20 protein-coding genes are annotated in these 19,138 nt (G+C 62.0%); 6 read left to right on the top strand and 14 right to left on the bottom strand.

Annotated features, from left to right (window positions below):
• The first annotated feature begins 42 nt into the window (after positions 1–42).
• Both BLU75_RS24850 and BLU75_RS24845 read left to right on the top strand, forming a co-directional pair.
• Positions 43–846, top strand: a complete 804-nt coding sequence (locus BLU75_RS24850; RefSeq protein ID WP_084378526.1) for a substrate-binding periplasmic protein — start codon at positions 43–45, stop codon at positions 844–846.
• A gap of 222 nt (positions 847–1,068) precedes the next feature.
• On the top strand, positions 1,069–2,946 hold the full coding sequence (locus BLU75_RS24845; protein WP_084378527.1) for a DEAD/DEAH box helicase: 1,878 nt from the start codon (positions 1,069–1,071) through the stop codon (positions 2,944–2,946).
• A gap of 68 nt (positions 2,947–3,014) precedes the next feature.
• Here BLU75_RS24845 and BLU75_RS24840 read toward each other — a convergent pair whose 3' ends face one another.
• A complete protein-coding gene (locus BLU75_RS24840; protein WP_084378528.1) occupies positions 3,015–3,593 on the bottom strand; it encodes a YceI family protein in 579 nt (192 codons plus the stop codon).
• A gap of 32 nt (positions 3,594–3,625) precedes the next feature.
• On the bottom strand, positions 3,626–4,177 hold the full coding sequence (locus tag BLU75_RS24835; protein ID WP_084378529.1) for a cytochrome b: 552 nt from the start codon (positions 4,175–4,177) through the stop codon (positions 3,626–3,628).
• Between the two features lie 271 nt (positions 4,178–4,448).
• Between BLU75_RS24835 and BLU75_RS24830 the strand changes: the two genes are divergently transcribed.
• Together BLU75_RS24830 and BLU75_RS24825 are read left to right on the top strand one after the other, a co-directional pair.
• Complete coding sequence (locus tag BLU75_RS24830; RefSeq protein ID WP_084378530.1) at positions 4,449–5,855, top strand: adenosylmethionine--8-amino-7-oxononanoate transaminase; 1,407 nt, start codon at positions 4,449–4,451, stop codon at positions 5,853–5,855.
• Positions 5,856–5,926: 71 nt separating this feature from the next.
• On the top strand, positions 5,927–6,646 hold the full coding sequence (locus tag BLU75_RS24825; protein ID WP_084378531.1) for a 16S rRNA (uracil(1498)-N(3))-methyltransferase: 720 nt from the start codon (positions 5,927–5,929) through the stop codon (positions 6,644–6,646).
• Positions 6,647–6,715: 69 nt separating this feature from the next.
• Here the strand turns inward: BLU75_RS24825 and BLU75_RS24820 are convergent, their stop codons facing one another.
• Both BLU75_RS24820 and BLU75_RS24815 read right to left on the bottom strand, forming a co-directional pair.
• Positions 6,716–7,672: a transporter substrate-binding domain-containing protein gene (locus tag BLU75_RS24820; protein WP_084378532.1), complete on the bottom strand. Its 957-nt coding sequence runs from the start codon at positions 7,670–7,672 to the stop codon at positions 6,716–6,718.
• An 82-nt stretch (positions 7,673–7,754) separates the two neighbouring features.
• A complete protein-coding gene (locus tag BLU75_RS24815) occupies positions 7,755–8,996 on the bottom strand; it encodes a D-amino acid dehydrogenase (protein WP_084378533.1) in 1,242 nt (413 codons plus the stop codon).
• 105 nt (positions 8,997–9,101) lie between these two features.
• On the opposite strand from BLU75_RS24815, the gene BLU75_RS24810 reads away from it, so the two are divergent.
• Positions 9,102–10,004 carry a LysR family transcriptional regulator gene (locus tag BLU75_RS24810; protein ID WP_084378534.1) on the top strand — a complete coding sequence of 301 codons (903 nt, stop codon included), beginning with the start codon at positions 9,102–9,104 and terminating at the stop codon, positions 10,002–10,004.
• Positions 10,005–10,223: 219 nt separating this feature from the next.
• On the opposite strand, the gene trhA is transcribed toward BLU75_RS24810, so the two are convergent.
• Positions 10,224–10,841, bottom strand: coding sequence for a PAQR family membrane homeostasis protein TrhA (gene trhA, locus BLU75_RS24805; RefSeq protein ID WP_084378535.1), 618 nt, complete (start codon positions 10,839–10,841; stop codon positions 10,224–10,226).
• A gap of 154 nt (positions 10,842–10,995) precedes the next feature.
• Here trhA and BLU75_RS24800 point away from each other — a divergent pair, with 154 nt between their 5' ends.
• Positions 10,996–11,916, top strand: a complete 921-nt coding sequence (locus BLU75_RS24800; protein ID WP_084378536.1) for a LysR family transcriptional regulator — start codon at positions 10,996–10,998, stop codon at positions 11,914–11,916.
• A gap of 9 nt (positions 11,917–11,925) precedes the next feature.
• Here BLU75_RS24800 and madM read toward each other — a convergent pair whose 3' ends face one another.
• The 9 genes from madM to mdcA all read right to left on the bottom strand — a co-directional run bounded on the left by madM (position 11,926) and on the right by mdcA (position 19,082).
• Positions 11,926–12,690, bottom strand: a complete 765-nt coding sequence (gene madM / locus BLU75_RS24795; RefSeq protein WP_084378537.1) for a malonate transporter subunit MadM — start codon at positions 12,688–12,690, stop codon at positions 11,926–11,928.
• A gap of 5 nt (positions 12,691–12,695) precedes the next feature.
• Positions 12,696–13,088 carry a malonate transporter subunit MadL gene (gene madL / locus BLU75_RS24790; protein WP_084378538.1) on the bottom strand — a complete coding sequence of 131 codons (393 nt, stop codon included), beginning with the start codon at positions 13,086–13,088 and terminating at the stop codon, positions 12,696–12,698.
• A gap of 66 nt (positions 13,089–13,154) precedes the next feature.
• Positions 13,155–14,060: a malonate decarboxylase subunit epsilon gene (gene mdcH / locus BLU75_RS24785; protein ID WP_084378539.1), complete on the bottom strand. Its 906-nt coding sequence runs from the start codon at positions 14,058–14,060 to the stop codon at positions 13,155–13,157.
• Positions 14,057–14,653 (bottom strand): malonate decarboxylase holo-ACP synthase, encoded by a 597-nt coding sequence (locus tag BLU75_RS24780; protein ID WP_084378540.1) that lies wholly within the window; start codon positions 14,651–14,653, stop codon positions 14,057–14,059. The genes mdcH and BLU75_RS24780 overlap by 4 nt, the downstream gene beginning before the upstream one ends.
• Complete coding sequence (mdcE, locus tag BLU75_RS24775; protein WP_084378541.1) at positions 14,647–15,423, bottom strand: biotin-independent malonate decarboxylase subunit gamma; 777 nt, start codon at positions 15,421–15,423, stop codon at positions 14,647–14,649. The genes BLU75_RS24780 and mdcE overlap by 7 nt, the downstream gene beginning before the upstream one ends.
• A complete protein-coding gene (locus BLU75_RS24770) occupies positions 15,420–16,262 on the bottom strand; it encodes a biotin-independent malonate decarboxylase subunit beta (protein ID WP_084378542.1) in 843 nt (280 codons plus the stop codon). Before BLU75_RS24770 ends, mdcE begins: the two co-directional genes overlap by 4 nt.
• Positions 16,255–16,554, bottom strand: a complete 300-nt coding sequence (locus BLU75_RS24765; protein ID WP_084378543.1) for a malonate decarboxylase subunit delta — start codon at positions 16,552–16,554, stop codon at positions 16,255–16,257. Before BLU75_RS24765 ends, BLU75_RS24770 begins: the two co-directional genes overlap by 8 nt.
• Positions 16,554–17,411 carry a triphosphoribosyl-dephospho-CoA synthase gene (locus BLU75_RS24760; protein ID WP_084378544.1) on the bottom strand — a complete coding sequence of 286 codons (858 nt, stop codon included), beginning with the start codon at positions 17,409–17,411 and terminating at the stop codon, positions 16,554–16,556. The genes BLU75_RS24765 and BLU75_RS24760 overlap by 1 nt, the downstream gene beginning before the upstream one ends.
• Positions 17,412–19,082 (bottom strand): malonate decarboxylase subunit alpha, encoded by a 1,671-nt coding sequence (mdcA, locus tag BLU75_RS24755; protein ID WP_084378545.1) that lies wholly within the window; start codon positions 19,080–19,082, stop codon positions 17,412–17,414.
• Positions 19,083–19,138 lie beyond the last annotated feature (56 nt).

Here is a 19,138-nt window from a genome sequence, read left to right as displayed (position 1 = left end):
CCAGAGCTTCTCTTTAACCGGAGAGCGTCGTAACCTCAGGACATGCCCGTCATTTTCCGGTTGTTGCCCGCTGTTCTCTTCGCTTGCCTGAGCCTCACCGCCCAAGGCGAACAGTTGCGTATTGTCACGGAACCCTGGGCACCTTACGTCTACGAAGAAAATGGCCACATGCGCGGGCTCGATTACGAGACCACCGTGATTATCTTCCAGCGCTTGGGGATCGACGTGCAATGGCAGTTCCTGCCCTGGAAACGTTGCCTGGCGATGCTTGAACAAGGTAATGCCGACGGCGCGCTGGATATTTTTCAAAGCCACGAACGAGACAATCTACTGCTTTACCCCAGCGAACCGCTGTCCCAGGTCGAGTTCGTGATGTTCTACGCCAACGCGCGCCCTCACCCGTTCCAGACGCTGGATGATCTGTGGGGGCTGACGATCGGCACCTCGCCCGGCTACCTCTACAGCGCCGAATTCCGCGAGTCCAGGCTCTTCACCCGCGAGCCGGCCCCCAGCCATGAGGCCAACTTCGGTAAGCTGGCCCGTGGCCGGATCGACCTGCTGATCACCGATCGCCGGGTCGGCCAGCATGCGATAAAAATGCTTGGGCTAGAGAACCAGATCAGTCAGGCACCGAAGGTGATCAGTAGCCAGCAACAGTTCCTCGCCGTACGCCGTGGAGCCGGCATGGACCTGTTGATCCAGCGCTTTGGCGCCGAACTCAAGCGTTTCAAGCAAACCGCCGCCTACGCAGCCTTGAGCGAAAAATACGCCGGTGCCAGTGCCAAAAAGACTTTATCAATGCCTTTGGAGCAAACCGTTGAGCAGCAGGAAAGCAGCGCACGCTGATTGCTCTGTTATACTCCGGCCTTTCCGCCAGGCTTACGCCCGGACGTTGGGTCGACAAAACGCCCCCCCGATGCAGCTACGGCGCAGCTTTCACAGCCCGCGCGAGCCTTCGAGGTGCCGTCAGCCCCAGCTGGACCGGACGGGATTGCGTTCCTCTAAACGCCATTCACTCCCGGCAAGATTATCCCTTTGGGCCAAGCCCTAACTAAAACAGGATTACTCATGTCCTTTGCTTCCCTCGGTCTCTCCGAGGCTTTAGTCCGCGCCATCGAGGCAGCGGGCTATACCGAGCCTACTCCGGTGCAACAGCGGGCCATCCCCGCCGTGTTGCAAGGTCGCGACCTGATGGTTGCGGCGCAGACAGGTACTGGTAAAACCGGCGGTTTCGCCCTCCCTATCCTGGAGCGGTTGTTCCCTGGCGGTCACCCGGACAAGTCCCAACGTCACGGCCCACGCCAACCCCGCGTACTGGTCCTGACCCCAACCCGCGAACTTGCCGCCCAAGTGCATGACAGCTTCAAGCTGTATGCCCGCGACTTGAAGTTCGTCAGCGCCTGCATCTTCGGCGGCGTCGGCATGAACCCACAGGTTCAGGCCATGTCTCGTGGTGTGGATGTGCTGGTGGCCTGCCCGGGTCGCCTGCTCGACCTGTGCGGCCAAGGCAGCGTGGATTTGTCTCACGTGGAAATCCTCGTGCTCGACGAAGCCGACCGCATGCTCGACATGGGTTTTGTGCACGACGTGAAGAAAGTTCTCGCGCGCCTGCCGGCCAAACGTCAGAACCTGCTGTTCTCGGCAACGTTCTCCAACGACATCACCGCGCTGGCGGGCAAGTTGTTGCATAACCCCGAGCGCATCGAAGTCACGCCACCGAACACCACGGTCGAGCGTATCGAGCAGCGGGTGTTCCGTCTCCCGGCGAGCCACAAGCGTGCGTTGCTGGCTCACTTGATCACCGCCGGTGCCTGGGAACAGGTGTTGGTCTTTACCCGCACCAAGCACGGCGCCAACCGCCTGGCCGAGTACCTGGACAAGCATGGCCTCACCGCTGTGGCGATCCACGGCAACAAGAGCCAGAATGCGCGGACCAAAGCCCTGGCCGATTTCAAGGCTGGCAGCGTACGCATCCTGGTCGCCACCGATATCGCCGCACGCGGCCTGGATATCGACCAATTGCCGCACGTGGTCAACTTCGAGCTGCCGAACGTCGACGAAGATTATGTGCACCGCATCGGTCGTACCGGGCGTGCCGGGCGTTCGGGCGAGGCCATTTCCCTGGTCGCGCCGGACGAAGAAAAGCTGCTGAAAAGCATTGAACGCATGACCAAGCAGAAAATCGCCGACGGCGACCTGATGGGCTTCGATGCCAGCGCCGTGGAAGCCGAAAAACCGGAAGTACGCGAGCGTCCCGATGTGCGTAACCCGCGCAACCCACGCGGACCGAAGGGCGATGGCCCGAACGGCGGCGGTGGTGGCGGTGGTCGCCGTGACAAGGGCAAGGACAAGGGCGGCAAGGACAAGGCTTCGACCAACAGCCGTGGCGAACGCCCGGCCCGTGAGCAGAAGCCCCGCGAAGGCACCCCGGCCCGCGAACAGCGCCAGCCAAGCCAGCCGCCACGCGCCGCCGCTGACCGTGCCCCGGACGAGTTCCTTGACGACGATATCGATAACTTCGGTAACCGCGTGGACTACGTGCCCCAGGCCAAGCCGGCCCAGGGTCGCGGTCGCCGTCCAGGCGCTCCGGCACAGGGCGCGGGTTCAGGCGCGCCGCGTAACGGTCAGCCGCAAGGTCGCCAGAACGGCCCACGCAGCAGCAACGGCAGCACCACCGGTACGCCGCCAGCCAAGCGCAATGGTCCACGTAACGGTGCTCCACGTGATGGCCAGGCCCGTCGCGAAGACTCGCGCAACCGCCGCCCGGCACGCGATGATCAGCCACGTTCATCCGAGCCGGCCGTGCAGAACCCGCGTGGCGGTCCTGCGCCGAAGATCATCCACAAGGAATCGAAAGCCGACCGCTTTCCGACCCCTGAGCAGTTGGATCAACTGCCGGGCCGTCCGCGTGGTGAAAAGCCAGCGTTGCTGACCCGCAACCGCTGATTTTCAAGGCGTCATAAAAAATGCCCCGCATCGAAAGATGCGGGGCATTTTTGTGTGCCGGACGAAAGTTACTTCGTCTTGACACCTTCCAGCGTGATGTCCAGATCCAGCGTCTGCGACGTCGGGCCTGGGCCCTTGATGCCGAAGTCGTTCAGGTCAAGCGTGGTCTTGGCGTTGAAGCCTGCACGCTCGCCGCCCCATGGATCCTTGCCTTCACCGTTGAACACAGCCTTGAACACCACAGGTTTGGTCACACCGTGCAGGGTCAGGTCGCCAGTGACATCAGCGGTTTTTTCGCCGGTGGATTTGACACTGGTGGAGACGAACTTGGCTTCTGGATACTTCTTCACATCCAGGAAGTCAGCGCTGGCAATGTGCTTGTCACGTTCGGCGTGGTTAGACCACAAGCTGGCGGTTTTCAGGTCGACCGCGATTTTGCTGGCTTCCGGCTTGGCGGAATCCCAAGTGAACGTACCGTCAAAGTCCTTGAACGTACCGTTGATGAAGCTGTAGCCCAAGTGGCTGATTTTCCAATCGACAAAGGCGTGTTGACCTTCTTTGTCGATTTTGTAGTCAGCCGCCATCACCTGACCGGCAGACAACAGAGCGGTACCGATTGCCAGAGCGGCGAGAGTCTTTTTCAACATGCTTTCTATTCCTTGTGAGTCGAGGTTGAACATCAGGCTTTGCGCCCCAGCATACGAGCCAGGGTCGCATCACGATCGATAAAGTGGTGTTTCAGGGCCGCCACGCCATGCAGACCGGCGAAGATCACCAGTACCCAGGCCAGGTAGAAATGCACCTCGCCGGCGACATCGGCCTGGTCCGGTAGACCGGAAACCACGGCGGGAATTTCAAACAAGCCAAACACCGGGATCCCCGCACCGTCGGCGGTGGAAATCAGGTAGCCGGCAATCATCACTGCAAACAGCCCGAGATACAGCAACGCATGGCCAAACGCCGCGCCGATACGGGTCATGCGGCTATAGCTGGCCAGCGCTGGTGGCGGAGGGCTGAGCAAGCGCCAGACAATGCGCAGCAGCATCACGGCGAACAACGTAATCCCAATGCTTTTATGCAAGTCAGGCCCTTCTTTGCGCCAGGCGCTGTAATAGTCGAGACCGACCATCCACAGGCCCAACGCGAACAAGCCGAATACCACCAAGGCCACACCCCAGTGCATAACAATGCTGATCCAACCGTAGCGAGCCGATGAATTTCGTAGTTGCATTACCCATGTCCCCAAAAGCCGTACTAAAGACTAACGCTATATCTATCGATATAAAGCGGAAAATTTTGCTTTGAAGTATCGAGAAATACGATCTTGAGCCTAGAAACAATAAATTAACCAGAGATTAAGGACTATCCGGGCTAAACGTGACAGACCGTCCTGCTACAGCATCCAATTCACCTGCAATGGGTTGTGACACCGCTGCGCATTGCATAGGCTTGCGCGATTGTTTCGCCCGCGCGCGGCGCGACCTGCTTCGAGGAGAATGAACATGGGTTTGAATAATCAGTGGATGCAACGCGACCTCGCGGTGCTCTGGCATCCCTGCACCCAGATGAAAGACCACCAGCAACTGCCACTGGTCCCGATCAAGCGTGGCGAAGGCGTGTGGCTGGAAGACTTTGAAGGCAAGCGCTATCTCGACGCCGTCAGTTCCTGGTGGGTCAACGTGTTCGGCCACGCCAACCCGCGCATCAATCAGCGCATCAAGGATCAGGTGGATCAACTGGAACATGTGATCCTGGCCGGTTTCAGCCATCAGCCGGTGATCGAACTGTCCGAGCGCCTGGTGCAGATGACGCCAGAAGGCCTGACCCGGTGCTTCTACGCCGACAACGGTTCATCGTGCATCGAAGTCGCGTTGAAAATGAGCTTCCATTATTGGCTCAACCGTGGTCTGCCGAACAAGAAACGCTTCGTTACGTTGACCAACAGCTACCACGGCGAAACCATCGCCGCGATGTCGGTGGGCGATGTGCCGCTGTTCACCGAGACCTACAAGGCCTTGCTGCTGGACACGCTGAAAGTGCCGAGCCCGGACTGCTACCTGCGTCCCGAGGGCATGAGCTGGGAAGAGCACTCGCGCCACATGTTCCAAGCCATGGAACAAACCCTGGCAGACCACCACGAGAGCGTTGCGGCGGTGATCGTCGAGCCGCTGATCCAGGGCGCTGGCGGCATGCGCATGTATCACCCGGTCTATCTCAAGTTGCTGCGCGAGGCCTGCGATCGCTATGGCGTGCACCTGATCCACGACGAAATCGCCGTCGGCTTCGGCCGCACCGGCAGCATGTTTGCCTGTGAGCAGGCCGGGATTCGTCCGGACTTTCTCTGCCTGTCCAAGGCGCTGACCGGCGGCTACCTGCCGTTGGCCGCCGTGGTCACCACCGAGGACGTCTACAGCGCGTTCTACGACGACTACCCGACCCTGCGCGCCTTCCTACATTCCCACAGCTACACCGGCAATCCGCTGGCGTGCGCGGCGGCCCTGGCGACACTGGATATCTTCGAAGAAGACAACGTCATCGAAAACAACAAGGCCCTCGCCACACGCATGGCCACCGCCACCGAACACTTGGTAGAGCATCCGCATGTCTCGGAAGTACGCCAGACCGGTATGGTGCTGGCCATCGAGATGGTCCAGGACAAAGCCAGCAAAACCGCCTATCCCTGGCAAGAACGCCGCGGCCTGAAAGTGTTTGAGCATGCCCTGGAGCGCGGCGCGTTGCTGCGGCCGTTGGGCAGCGTGGTGTATTTCCTGCCGCCCTATGTGATCACCCCGGAGCAGATCGACTTCCTGGCCGAGGTGGCCACTGAAGGCATCGATATCGCCACCAGCAGCACAGTCAGCGTGTCAGTACCAAAAGACTTCCACCCAGGCTTCCGCGATCCTGGCTGATTCCCCAGAATCCTGTAGGAGCGCGGGCTAGGCCGCCCTCCCTCCGACCTAAACCTGTTCAGAGAACCGAAATGAGACTGTCCCGTTTTTTTGTCGACGCGCCGCTGAGCATTGGCGACCACCCGTTGCCTGAAGCCCAGGCCCATTACATCAGCCGCGTACTGCGCATGGGTGAAGGCGATGCCGTGCAATTGTTCGACGGCTCCGGGCAGGAGTTTCGTGGCTCGTTGCTGGAGGTCGGCAAAAAGCACGTCACCGTGCAACTGACGGAACGCTTCGCCGGCCAGGCCGAATCGCCCTTGCACATCCACCTCGGCCAGGGCTTGTCCCGGGGTGAGCGGATGGACTGGGCGATCCAGAAAGCCACGGAACTTGGCGTCATGCAAATCACCCCGATCTTCAGCGACCGTTGCGAAGTACGTCTCAAGGACGAACGCGCCGACAAACGCCTGCTGCACTGGCGCCAGGTCGCAATCAGCGCCTGCGAGCAATGCGGGCGTTCGACAGTACCGGTGATTCATCCACCGCTGTTGCTGGCGGATTGGTTGAAGCAAACCGAGGCTGACCTGAAGTTGGTGCTGCACCCGGTGGCCGAGCCGCTGGTCAGTCATGCCAAGCCGTCGAGCCTGGCATTCTTGATCGGCCCTGAAGGAGGCTTGACCGACCACGAAGTCGAGACTGCTCAAGGCGCAGGCTTCCAAGCCGCCCGCCTCGGCCCACGGGTGTTGCGTACCGAGACCGCGCCCGTAGTCGCACTCTCCGTCGCCCAACAGTTGTGGGGCGACTTCTAACCCGCCGTGTAAACCCAATCAAAAAAATGTGGGAGCGGGCTTGCTCGCTCCCACATTTGGATTGAGTGTTTATTCCACCGGATCACTCACCGGTTTGGCAATGATCGCTTTCAGCTCGCGGGTCATCGGGAACTCCAGGTTCAAGCCTTTGGGGGGGATTGGCTGTTCGAACCAGCGCTGGTAGATACCGTTGATTTCCCCCGATCGGTACAGATCGGCCAGGGTATCGTTGACCACCGCCAGGAACTGCGGATCGTCCTTGCGCACCATGCAGCTGTAGATTTCCCGCGATTGCTCCTCGCCCACCACGACCCAGTTGTGTGGGTCCCTGGCCTTGGCGCGTTCGCCGTAGAGCAACGCGTCATCCATATAGAAAGCCTCCGCGCGGCCGCTCTCCAGCATCGTGAACGCTTCGCCGTGGTCCTTGGCGCTGACCACAGACATATTGAGCTTGTGCTCGAAGTTATAGCGCTTGAGAAAACGTTCGTTGGTGGTACCGGCGGTGGTCACCACGTTCTTGTCCTTGAGGTCAGCGAAGCTTGTGATGCCGCTGTCCTTGGCGGTCAGCAACTGGCCCTTCACGTAGATAAAACCGTAGGAAAACGCTACCTGTTTCTGGCGCTCGGCGGTCACGCCAGTAGAGCCGCATTCCAAGTCGACAGTGCCGTTCTGCACCAGCGCAATACGGGTCTGGGAGGTCACCAGGTTGTATTTCACATTGAGCTGGGGCAGTCCGGTCTTTTGTTGGATGCGCTCGACAATCTTGCTGGCCAGGTCCACCGAGTAACCCATGGGTTTACCGCTGTGATCGCCGATATAGGAAAACGGCACCGATGCATCGCGGTAACCGAGGGTGATGCTCCTGGCGTCGGCAATCTTGCCCAAGGTGCCGTCCAATGGCGCCTCGGCTGCCTGGGCTTGAGCGCACAGCAACAGTGCCAGTGCGCCGCCTAAAATTCGCCTGCTACACAGTCCGCCGGGGGCGATACGGCGATCCGGTAAATTCCTTAGCCACACTTTGTGCATTGTCTTTCTCCGTGGTTTTTTTGTCATCAACGGCGCGCAGGTGGCCATTGCTGTTGATTCGGACAAGGGTCATGGATCTGTCCTAGGCGGCGCGAGGCGCAAGGCCCTGCATGTCGATGGACGTCGTGTGCTGGCCAATCAGTTCAGCCAAGACTTGGCCGCTGCCGCAGGCCAGGGTAAAGCCGAGCGCGCCATGACCAAGGTTGAGCCACAGGTTGCGATAGACACTCGCACCGATCAGCGGCACGCCGCTGGGGGTGGCCGGGCGCATGCCGGCCCATTCGGTGGCCTGGGCATAATCGCCGGCCAACGGAAAAGTTTCGCAGGCCTGGCGCTTGATCAATGCCAGGCGCTTGGGCTCAAGGCGGGTGTCGAAGCCAACAATGTCAACCATCGCCGCCACCCGCAGCTGCATACCGATACGAGCATAGACAACTTTGCGGTCGTAGTCGGTGATGCTGATCGCCGGCGCCCGATGCTGCGCGCCAATCGGCACACTCAAGCTGTAGCCCTTGAGGGGATATAGCGGCAGCGCCATGCCCGGCAACGCCAGCTCCGGGCTGCGCACCCCCGCGGCCAACACCAGGTGCTCGACCGGCATGACTTCACCGGCCAGTTCAATGGCCTGCACCGCACCGTGGGCGTGACGGATGCCGGTGACCTTGCGCCCCAGCAAAAAAGTACAGCGCCCCGAGGCTTGCAACCGCGCCGCCAGTTGCTGGCAAAAGCCATGACAGTCCGCCACTTCCTCATTGGGTGTGTAGATCCCGCCGACAAAACGCGCAGCGCCAAGGGTCGGCTCCAGCCGGGTGCAATCGGCCGCCGACAACACCTGCTGTTGCAGGCGATCGAACACTTTGTCTCGCGCATGCGCGAATGTGTGATGGCTACGGAACGTCACCAGTTTGCCGTTGCGCTGCCAGTCGAAACCGTCCAGCCGATCCTCGTCGCGCCATTGCTGCAAGGTGTTTTGACTCAATGACGCCAGACGCAACAGGTGGCCGGCATTGCGCTTGTTGACCGACGTGCGGCAGGCGCCAAGAAAGGCCGCCATCCAGCGCCATTGCGCAGGGTCCAGGCGCGGCCGCAGTTTCAACGGCGAATCGCCGCGCAACAGCCAGCCGATAGCTTGCAACGGCACGCCCTTGTCGGCCAGCGGCGCGACGTAGCGATAGGAAAGCTGGCCGCCATTCGCAAAACTGGTCTCACTGGCCAGGCTTTCACGCGCCTCGATCACGGTCACGTCCATGCCGGCGCGCACCAGCGCATAGGCACTCGCCAGACCGATGACCCCACCTCCAATGATGCACACCCGCTGCGCCATGTCGTTCCCGCTCGTTGTATTCAGTGCCCAAGCGTAGCGGCAGGTGACAGGCGCCAGACAATGAATAAAGATGGACCACCTATAAGCAAAGGTTATGGACTCGTCATGCGCTTGCGTCATATCGAAATTTTCCAGGCCATTCGCCAGACCGGTTCGATCAGTGCCGCCGCTCAGTTGTTGCACGTCTCGCAACCCGCGGTGACCAAAGTGCTGCAACACGCCGAGCTGCAGCTGGGTTTCCCGCTGTTTCTGCGAATACGCGGCAAGTTGCAGCCGACCCCGGAAGCGCTGGCCCTGGAACGCGAAGTCGATAAGGTCAGCGAAAGCCTGCAAGGCGTCAGGCGGCTGGCGCATAACCTGCGGCGTGAGCCCGGTCAGAGCCTGCGGATCGGCGCCACGCCGGCCTTGGCGTTATCGCTGTTGCCACCGGCAATCGGTGAATGGACCCAGCGCTATCCGAACATTGCCTGTGAATTGTCCAGCGCCCACAGCCGTGAGCTGGTGCAGAGCCTGTTGATGCGCGAGATGGACGTCGCATTGACGCTCAAGTCCCCGGACCATCCCGGACTCAAGGCCCAGGCGCTGGCCCACGGCGTACTGGTGGCGCTGGCGCCGCGAGGTTATTGGCCGCAGGCGGAACTGGCCAAGCCGTTGCCCTTGAGAGGGCTGGCGGGGGCGCCGTTGATTGGTCTGTCCAGCGCCGACCCGCTGTCGGCACGGCTCGACAGTTACCTGGAAGCCGTCGAGCCGCCGCCTCGGGTGCGTATTTCGGTACAGACTTATTCACTGGCCCGCGCCATGGTGGAATCCGGCGCCGGGTTGGCGGTGATCGACCCGTTCACGGCGCTGGGCGCGTCGACAACGGCGACCTGCATTCGTCCGCTGGCGCCGCCGCTGCCCATCACGTTGTACGCCCTGACCCGCGTCGATGAACCGCCGCCGCATATGCTCGCCAGTCTGCTGGAAATCTTCGGCAACCGGGCGCAGGAACAGTTGGATCGGTTGTAAACCCACCTCGTCAAAACACCACAAATCCAATCTGGGCTTGCCTAATGTGGTTGAGTTTTTTGTAGGAGCGAGCTTGCTCGCGAAAAACTCATAGGCGCCGCGTTATTCAGGAAACACGCGTTATCGTTGACGTTCTTCGCGAGCAAGCTCGCTCCTACAAAAAGCTCAACGGTATTAGCCCACATACGCCAGCTCTCACAGTTTTAATTCCTGTGTCGGTTAGAGCACATACCGCATGATCGCCACAAAATGCAGCAGGCTGCCGCCGATCACAAACAAATGCCAGATCCCGTGGGAATGCCGCAAACGGTCCTCCAGGGCAAAAAACAGGATACCCACGGTGTACAACACGCCGCCTGACGCCAGCCAGATGAACCCCGTCGTGCCCAGCGCAGCGATCAGCGGCTGGACCGCCACCAACACGATCCAGCCCATCACCGCATAGATCACAATCGACAGGATCCGCGCTTCGGAGCGCGGCTTGATCTCCTGCAAAATGCCGATCACCGCCAGCCCCCAGACAATCCCGAACAGCGTCCAGCCCCAGGGCCCGCGCAGGGTCACCAGGCAGAACGGGGTGTAGCTCCCGGCAATCAACAGGTAGATGGAAAAGTGGTCGACCTTCTGCATGATCTGTTTTCTGCGCCCGCGCACGCTGTGATAAACCGTCGAGGCGCTGTACAGCACCAGCAGCGTAAACCCGTAGATCGCCACGCTGACGATCTTCCAGGGACTGCCATCCAGACTCGCCACCACCAACATCCACACTGCACCGGTAAATGCCGCGATGGCACCGAGCAAATGGCTCCAGGCGTTGAATCGTTCCCCGTGGTACATCTGTGCGTCATCTCCCGTGACCGTTACCGATTGGCTGGCAAGCCTCCAGCCTTGCGCATAAGAGTGCAAGGCTAATGTGATGTTCCGGGGACAGCGCTGGGAGCCCGGCGGTTTTGCGGGCACAATCGAGGGCATTCGAACAAGAGTCACCGCCATGCTGATCGACGAAGAGTTCACCCTCAAGAAGCTGGAAATCTTCCTGGCATTCATGCGCACCGGCAACCTCGCCCGCGCCGCCGCCGAGTTGCAGACCAGCAACGTCAGCGTACACCGCGCCATCCATTCCCTGGAAAACGCCCTGCGCTGCCCGCTGTTCAAGCACGAGGGTCGCAACCTCACGCCGCTGGAGAGTGCCTATGTGCTGGAGGAGCGCGCGCAAAAGCTGGTACAGGAAGTGGTCGACAGTGTGCGCCTGACCCGCGAAGCCGCTGGTTTTTCCGCCGAGCGCTTCAAGCTCGGCGCCCTGTATTCGCTGACCGTGAAGACCGTGCCGCAGTTGATCATGGGCCTGAAGATCCGCCGCAGCGAGCTGAATATCGACCTGATCCTCGGCTCCAATTTCGACTTGCTGTACAAGCTCAAGAACATGGAAGTCGACGCGATCCTGATCTCTCTGGACGAACACGCCAGCGACCCGGACTGTGCACAGATCCCACTGTTTTCCGACGATATCTTCCTCGCCACACCGGCCGATTCACCCTTCGACCGCGCACACGAAATCGATCTGGCCGAAGTCCGCCACGCCACGTTCATCACCCTGACCCAAGGCTTCGCCACGCACCAGGATGGCAACCAGGTGTTCAAGCAAGCGGGCTTCGAACCGAAGGTGGCGATGCAGGTCAACGATATCTTCACCCTGCTGAGCATGGTCAGCTCGGGCGTGGGTTATGCGCTGCTGCCGGGCAGGATTGCGGCGGTGTACGAGAATCGGGTCAAGCTGATCCCCTTACAGGCACGCTACCGCTTGCAGCAGCACATTGGCGTGGTGTTCTTGAAGGCCAAGGAGCGTGATCCGAACTTGCTGGCGTTGCTCGCGGAGTGTCGGATGTATGCCAACCGACACTTGGCGGCCTGAAGTACCGGATCAGCCCACCAGCCCGCGCATCATCAGGAACAACAGTGACGGCCCGAGCAAACACCCTAGCGCCGTATAGAACGCCGCCGTCAGGCACCCGTAAGGCACCAGTTTCGGGTCGGTCGCCGCCAATCCGCCCGCCACACCGCTCGAGGTGCCCATCAGCCCGCCGAAAATCACCGCGCTGCGTGGATTGTTCAGGCCGATCAGCGGCGCCACGAACGGTGTCATGACCATGACCAGAATGGCCTTGATCAACCCGGCCGCGATGGACAGCGCCATGACCTCGGAACTCGCGCCAATCGCCGCGCCGGTCACCGGCCCGACGATGTAGGTCACCGCGCCCGCGCCGATGGTGGTCAGGCTGACCGCATCGGTGTAACCAAAGGCCATCGCCACGCCCACACCGGCGATAAACGATGAACCGACCCCGACAAACAGCGCCAGCACACCCACATACCCGGCGCGTTTAAGCTCATCGACACTGACCCCGAAGGCGGTGGCGACAATCGCGAAATCCCGCAGCATCGCCCCACCCAGCAGCCCAATGCCCGACAACAACGGGATATCCACCACGCCTTTCGAGCCACCGGTGAAGGCGCCGCCGACATAGGACAGCACCAAGCCCAGCAGAATCGCGATGGCCGAACCATGCAGGCGGCCTTTGGTGAAATTGTCGGAGATCCAGTAAGACACCCACATCGTCAAACCGATCAGCGCGAAACCGCTGATCAAGCCGTAGCCCGTAATGACTTTCATCAAGGATTCATACATGGCGATCACCCCACCGACTTGGTAGTGGAGGCAGCATCCGGTTCACGGTTGCCGATACGTACCAGGACGGGCACCAGGGCAAACGCCACCACCACCGCACAGGTCCCGGCCAGGACCGCCATGGGACCGCCACTGATGGCGCCGTAGACGTTTTGCTGGGCCGCCATCGCCACCACGATCGGGATGTAGATCGCCGCCCAAAAAGTCAGGCCTTGTTCCGACTTGCCGGTAAACAGGCCGCGTTTGCCCAGGTAGCTGCCAACACCAATCAGCAGCAACATCGCGATGCCGACCCCGCCGACGTTAGCCGGAATGCCCAGCAACTTGCCCAACAGCTCGCCGATAAACAGCCCGGTCAGGGTACATATGGCTAAAAACGCCACACCGTAAATAATCATCTTGGTAGTCCTCTTTATGCTTATTCGAAATTGTTGTTGTTGTGCTTCGAAAGCCAAGGTCACGCTTTATCGGTGGTGGCTGCCCTCCTCTCGCAGGAGTGCCTGTAAGGTGTCCAGACGCGTCCCCTCGAACGCCATGACACGCCCTTGTTCGAATACGCGCCGCGACAAACCGCTGAGCACCGCGCCTGGAGGCAATTCGATTTGCAGGCGCACGCCGCGCTCGTACGCGCCTTGTACGGTGCCGCGCCAGTCGACGACGCGGCACATGTTGAAGGCCAAGTCGTCGCGCAACTGTTCGGGGTCGCGAATCGGGCGGGCGCGACTGCTGCTCAGGTAACGGATGGTCGGGGTGTTCAAGGTGACCCCGGCAAACGCCGCCGCCAGCGCCTGGGAGGGTTGCTCCAGCAGCGGGCAATGCGACGGCACACTGACCGCCAGTCGCTTGGCGACCCCGCGCCCGCGAACCCGTTCGGCGACGGCTTGCAGGGCCGCATGACTGCCGGCGATGACGCTTTGGTTATCGGCGTTGATATTGGCCAGGTACACCGGGGTCTGCCGGCTGTGGACCTGGGCCAGCAACGCTTCCACCGCCGCCAGGTCCAGGCCGATGATCGCGGTCATGCCGTAGCCATCGGGATAAGCCTGCTGCATCAACTCGCCCCGCAGACTGACCAGTTTCAGTGCATCGCGAAATTCCAGCGAGCCCGCAATCACCGCTGCCGGGTACGCGCCGATGGACAAGCCCGCGACGTAATCCGCTGTGTGCTCCAGCAAACGCGCACTGGCGACCCCAGCGATCAACAGACACAGCTGCACGGCGCGGGTCGACCTCAAAGCTTGCGCTGAATCGAGCTGGCGTACGTCTTCGCCCAAGCTGTCGCTGGCCTCTTGCAGCACGCTGGCCGGTAACTGCGCGAGCATGCCCGGACGCTGCGCGCCCTGGCCTGGAAACACCAGAAGGCTGCTCATGCGCCGGCCTGCCACGGATCGCGCACCAATCGCGCACCGTCGCGGGCCTTGAGCAGTACACGCGCGGCGGTGCCGGCCCATTCGCGCAAGGCGAGCGCGCCCAAAGGCGTTTGCAACTGCACGTCCACCGGGCAGAGCGCCGTGTCCAACAACGCCAGCCATTCACCGGCCTCGCGTCGGCTCATCGGTTCGGGCGTGTGCACAATCAGGTCCAGGTCACTGTCGGCATGCAACGCCTCAATGCCGCTGGCCAATTCAAACCCGGCGCTGCCGCTGACGCCCCACTCCAACGGTTCCAGCAAGGGCCGCAGTTGATCCAGTGCGCGCAAGGCGGGCAAGTCCCGTGGCGAGGTCACATTGCGTAATGCCTGCGGGGTGACCCGCCGCACAATCGCCTCAATCGGCATCAGCGTTGCGTAGCGTTGCTCGCGTAACGGGCCACGCACGCCGACCGGCAGCCAACCGCCGTCGACCACTGCTCGGCGCACCACCACCGGATGCCCCGCGCTGACCGCGTCCAGCACCCAACCCGGCGCATCGGCCGGGAGCTGGCCCGGGGTCATGCCCCAGAGCAAATCGTGGGCGTTCACCATTGTTCCCGCAGCAACTGACGAACGTGACTGGAGGCTGCGCGATGGGGCGCGCCCAGACGACCGCTCAAGTCACGGGCGCCGCGCCGCACATCCGTGATGGCCTGCACCAGGCAGTCGCTGACCCGCGCCACGTCGTCGGCCGTGGGCTGTTGAATGTTGTCGACCGACAAGCTCTCCCACAGCAAACCCAAGCTGGCGAAGCTGTCGATGTCATAGGCCATCGGCGGCACGCTGGCGGCCAGCGCTTCCAATTCTTCGACACTGCGCAAGGTCACCCGCGCCGCCGAGGCTTTGCCCATGGCGTGAACCATGACGCCCGGATCGCGCAAGGCAATCAGGCGATTGGCTTGATAGCCGTGGGCGAGAAACGCCCCGGACATGGCCTTGCCCACCAGCAAGCCGATCACCGGGTGCCCGGCCAGACGCGCGCGGGCGTAGCTGTCGGCGGCGGCGGCCAGCGCCTGGTGAATGCCCAGCGCCTCTTCGCGCCGTCCATAGGCCTGGCTCGGCACATCGACGATGGCAATCACCGGGCGCTTATCGCCGCTGGCGATCACTTCATCGACCGCCTTGGCCAAGCCCCAGCCTTCGAGCAAACCGACTTCACCGCTACGGGCACGGGGAAACCGATTGTGGGCATCGGGCACCACCGCGATAACGCGTACGGTTTGCTCGCCGAGCAGCGCATCCGCGACTTTCAGCGAGTCTGGCAAACCGCTGACCGGCGTCGCCCCGGCGCTCAACGCGTTGAACCACTGCACACCTCTCATGAGCGTTCTCCCTGATACAGATCACGAACCGTCGCCGCATCGATTTGCGGCTCGGCGTCCAGCGAGGCCAGGCGCGCCAGGTAGTCATCGGCTTGGCGACTGCGTTGGCGTGCCGGCAAACCCAGGTGCAACAGTTCAGTGACTTGCTGCTGGATCCGCGCCACATCGTCCGCCACATAACGGTCGGCCAGGCCACTGTTAAAGCGCTGTTCGCCGCCGGTCAGGCTCCAGATAAATGGCCGGTCGCGCGAATCGTATTCTTCAAGGCCGGCTTCCTGCTCAATCACTTGCGGGCCGTTCAAGCCCAGCCGTGCTTCGCGAGTCACCAACAAGTAACTGCACAAGCCTGCGGCGATGGACATGCCGCCAAAACAACCGACGCTGCCCGCCACCACGCCGATCACCGGCTGGTACTGGCGCAGATCGACAATCGCGGCGTGGATATCGGCAATCGCCGCCAGCCCGAGGTTGGCTTCCTGCAAGCGCACACCGCCGGTTTCCAGCAACAGCACCGCGCGGGTGGGAACGCCGTTGCGGTTGTCTTCGGCGGCCAGTTCCAGGGCGCCGGCGATTTTCGCGCCACCCACTTCACCCAGGCTGCCGCCCTGGAAATTGCCTTCAATCGCGGCGATCACCACCGGCAATCCAGCGATCAGGCCCTTGGCGATCACCACGCCATCGTCCGCTTGCGGCACGACGCCCTGACGGCTCAACCACGGCGACATCACTCGCTGAAACGGGTCGATCAGTTCCCGGTAACTGCCGGCATCCAGCAAGGCCTGGGCCCGCTGCCGGGCACCCAGTTCGACAAAGCTGTGTTTGCTGCGCAAGTCAGTCATGGCCGACCTCCTCGAAACCTTGTTCCAGGCGCAGGCGCACCACGCCGGGCGTGGCGCCGAAGTCGTGGATATCAATGTTCAGGGCCGGCGGGGTCTGCTCCTGGAAGATCCGCTCGAACAGGTGTTGCCAACGTTGCCCGGCGCCGTTGACCGAGGTTTGCACCTGGATCGTCAAGGTGCCCGCGGTGCCCGGTTCCAACAGCACTTCCAGGTCACCGGAACCGACACACCCCACCAGCGCACGGCCTTTTGGCGGCTGCCCGGCGGGGAATTCAAAGGATAAGGTTTCCATCAAAACGCTCCATCGCAAGACTCGATGCGGTCGATAAACAGGCAAGCGGCCAGCAGGTCGGCAGCGCCTCCGGGGGAAGCATTCAAGGCGAGCAACTGCTGGTCCAGTTCATTCAGTCGACGGCGCCCGGCCAGGCTCGCGCTGCCGCCCGCATCCAGCACCGCTTGCGCGCCCTGTTGCATGGCCTGCAGGCCTTCGGTACCGGCGCGATAGAGCACGCAGGTGTCGGCCAGTCGGGTCATGATCGCCAGCAGTGCGTCGAGGCGGGCGTTCTGTTCGCCGTGCGGGTGCGCGCGGCTTTTTTTCAGCTGCGGCAGGCCGCGTTGCAGCACCGACGGGAAACCCAGTTGTGCTTCTTCGCGGGCGCCGCGAGCACCGTAGCGGCGCGCGACTTGCGCGCCATGGCTCAGCGCTTGCGGCGCATGCCGGTCGTTAAGCAGCGCCAGGCGCGCCGCCCGCAAGGCCAGCGCATTGGCGTTGCGTGATTCAGGCGCCAGGGCGGCGGCGGCGACCAGCAATCCAAGGGCCCAGATCGCGCCACGGTGAGTGTTCACGCCCTGGGTGGTGGCGAGCATTGACTGCTCACCTTCGCGGCCGATTCGCCCTAGCGCCTCGCGCAACGGCAGGCCGATTTCACCCAGTGCAATCGCCGCCTCGGCCATTTCCTTGAAGGCCGGCCACAGGGACAGCGCCGACGCATGCATCAGGCCCAGGTGCAGATCGTTGTGGGCACCATTGCCACGCCGATCCACCAGGGCCGGCTTGGGCGAAAGATCCGCTTCGTCGATCAAGGCCTCTACCGCCAAGTCAGCCAGTTGCTCGGCCAACGTCAGTGTGTGCAGTTTGAGTGCGTGCATTTACCAGCTCCTGAACTTGGCGGGCGGGTTGTACAAGCCACCGGACCACTCCACCAGATCAGCCACGCTTTTCGCGGCCAACAGCTCGCGGGTGGCGTCGGTGCGGCGGATGCCGAGGTCTTCCGGCAAGGCGATCAACCCCTCGCGGCGCATGCGCGCGGTGTCTTTGGGGTTGTGGCGCAGGCCGATGGCGGTGACGCCGGCCACCGCCGCAATCATCGCCTGGCGCTCTTCCAGGGAACGGGCCTTGTACAGGTAGGCGATGCCTTCTTCGGTGAGCAGGTGGGTCACGTCGTCGCCGTAGATCATGATCGGCGCCAACGACATGCCGCTCTTGCGCGCCACTTCCACGGCGTCGAGGGTTTCGACGAAGGTCGGTTTGCCGCCTTCCTGGAACGTTTCGACCATCTGCACCACCAGCTTCTTGCCGCGTTCGAGCAAAGCTTCAGGCGCATCGCCGTGGCGCATGTCGAGCCAGGCCGGCGTACCGTGACGCCGACCACGTGGGTCGTGCCCCATGTTCGGCGCCCCACCGAAACCGGCGAGGCGACCGCGCGTCACGGTGGAGGAATGGCCGTCGCCGTCCACCTGCAGGGTGGCGCCGATAAACAGGTCCACGGCGTATTGCCCGGCGAGTTGGCAGAACATCCGGTTGGAACGCATGGAGCCGTCGCGACCGGTGAAAAACACATCCGGACGGGCGGCGATGTAGTTTTCCATGCCCAGTTCGGTACCGAAGCAATGCACGCTTTCGACCCAACCGCTTTCAATGGCCGGGATCAAGGTTGGGTGAGGGTTGAGCGTCCAGTTGCGGCAGATCTTGCCTTTGAGGCCGAGGGATTCGCCGTAGGTCGGCAAAATCAGCTCGATCGCGGCGGTGTTGAAACCGATGCCGTGGTTCAGCGACTGGACATTGTGTTTCTCGTAGATGCCACGGATCGCCATCATCGCCATCAACACATGCACCGGTTTGATGTGCCGTGGATCGCGGGTGAACAACGGTTCAATGTAGAAAGGCTTGTCTGCCACCACCACGAAATCGACCCAACTGGCCGGGATATCGACGCGGGGCAAATCGCTGACGTCGTCCACCAACTGGTTGACCTGGACGATGACAATGCCATCGCTGAACGCCGCGGGCTCGATCAGCGCCGGGGTGTCTTCGGTGCTGGGGCCGGTGTAGATATTACCGGCGCGGTCGGCCATGAAACCGGCGGACAGCACCACGTTGGGGATCAGGTCCACCACCAGCCGTGCGTAAAGTTCGATGTAGGTATGAATTGCACCGACTTCCAGCAGCCCGTCTTCCAGCAACTGGCTGATGCGCAGCGATTGGGTGCCGGCGAAGGAGAAATCGAGCTTGCGCGCAATGCCCTTTTCAAACAGGTCCAGGTGCTCGGAGCGCCCGACGCTGGGCATGATCATGTGCAAGTCGTGAAGCTTGGCCGGGTCGGCCTTGGCCAGGGAACGCGAGAGAAAATCCGCCTGCTTCTGGTTGTTGCCTTCCAGCACCACGCGGTCGCCGGGCAGGATCAGCGTTTCAAGCGCTTCGACGAGCCGGTCACTGGGGATCACCGCACCGTCGGCAATGGACTTGACCAGCCCGAGTCGCCGCCGCTTTTCATCGCGCCGCCGCGTCCAGCGCGAATCGGGGTTTATTGTTGTTGTCATGCTCGCTCCACGGGTTCGCTGTCGTGGGGCTTACCTTAGGAGCGAATCACGGGCCC

This window comes from Pseudomonas mucidolens, from assembly GCF_900106045.1.
GTDB classification, from domain to species: Bacteria; Pseudomonadota; Gammaproteobacteria; order Pseudomonadales; family Pseudomonadaceae; genus Aquipseudomonas; species Aquipseudomonas mucidolens.
This window is presented reverse-complemented; position numbering and strand designations above follow the sequence as displayed.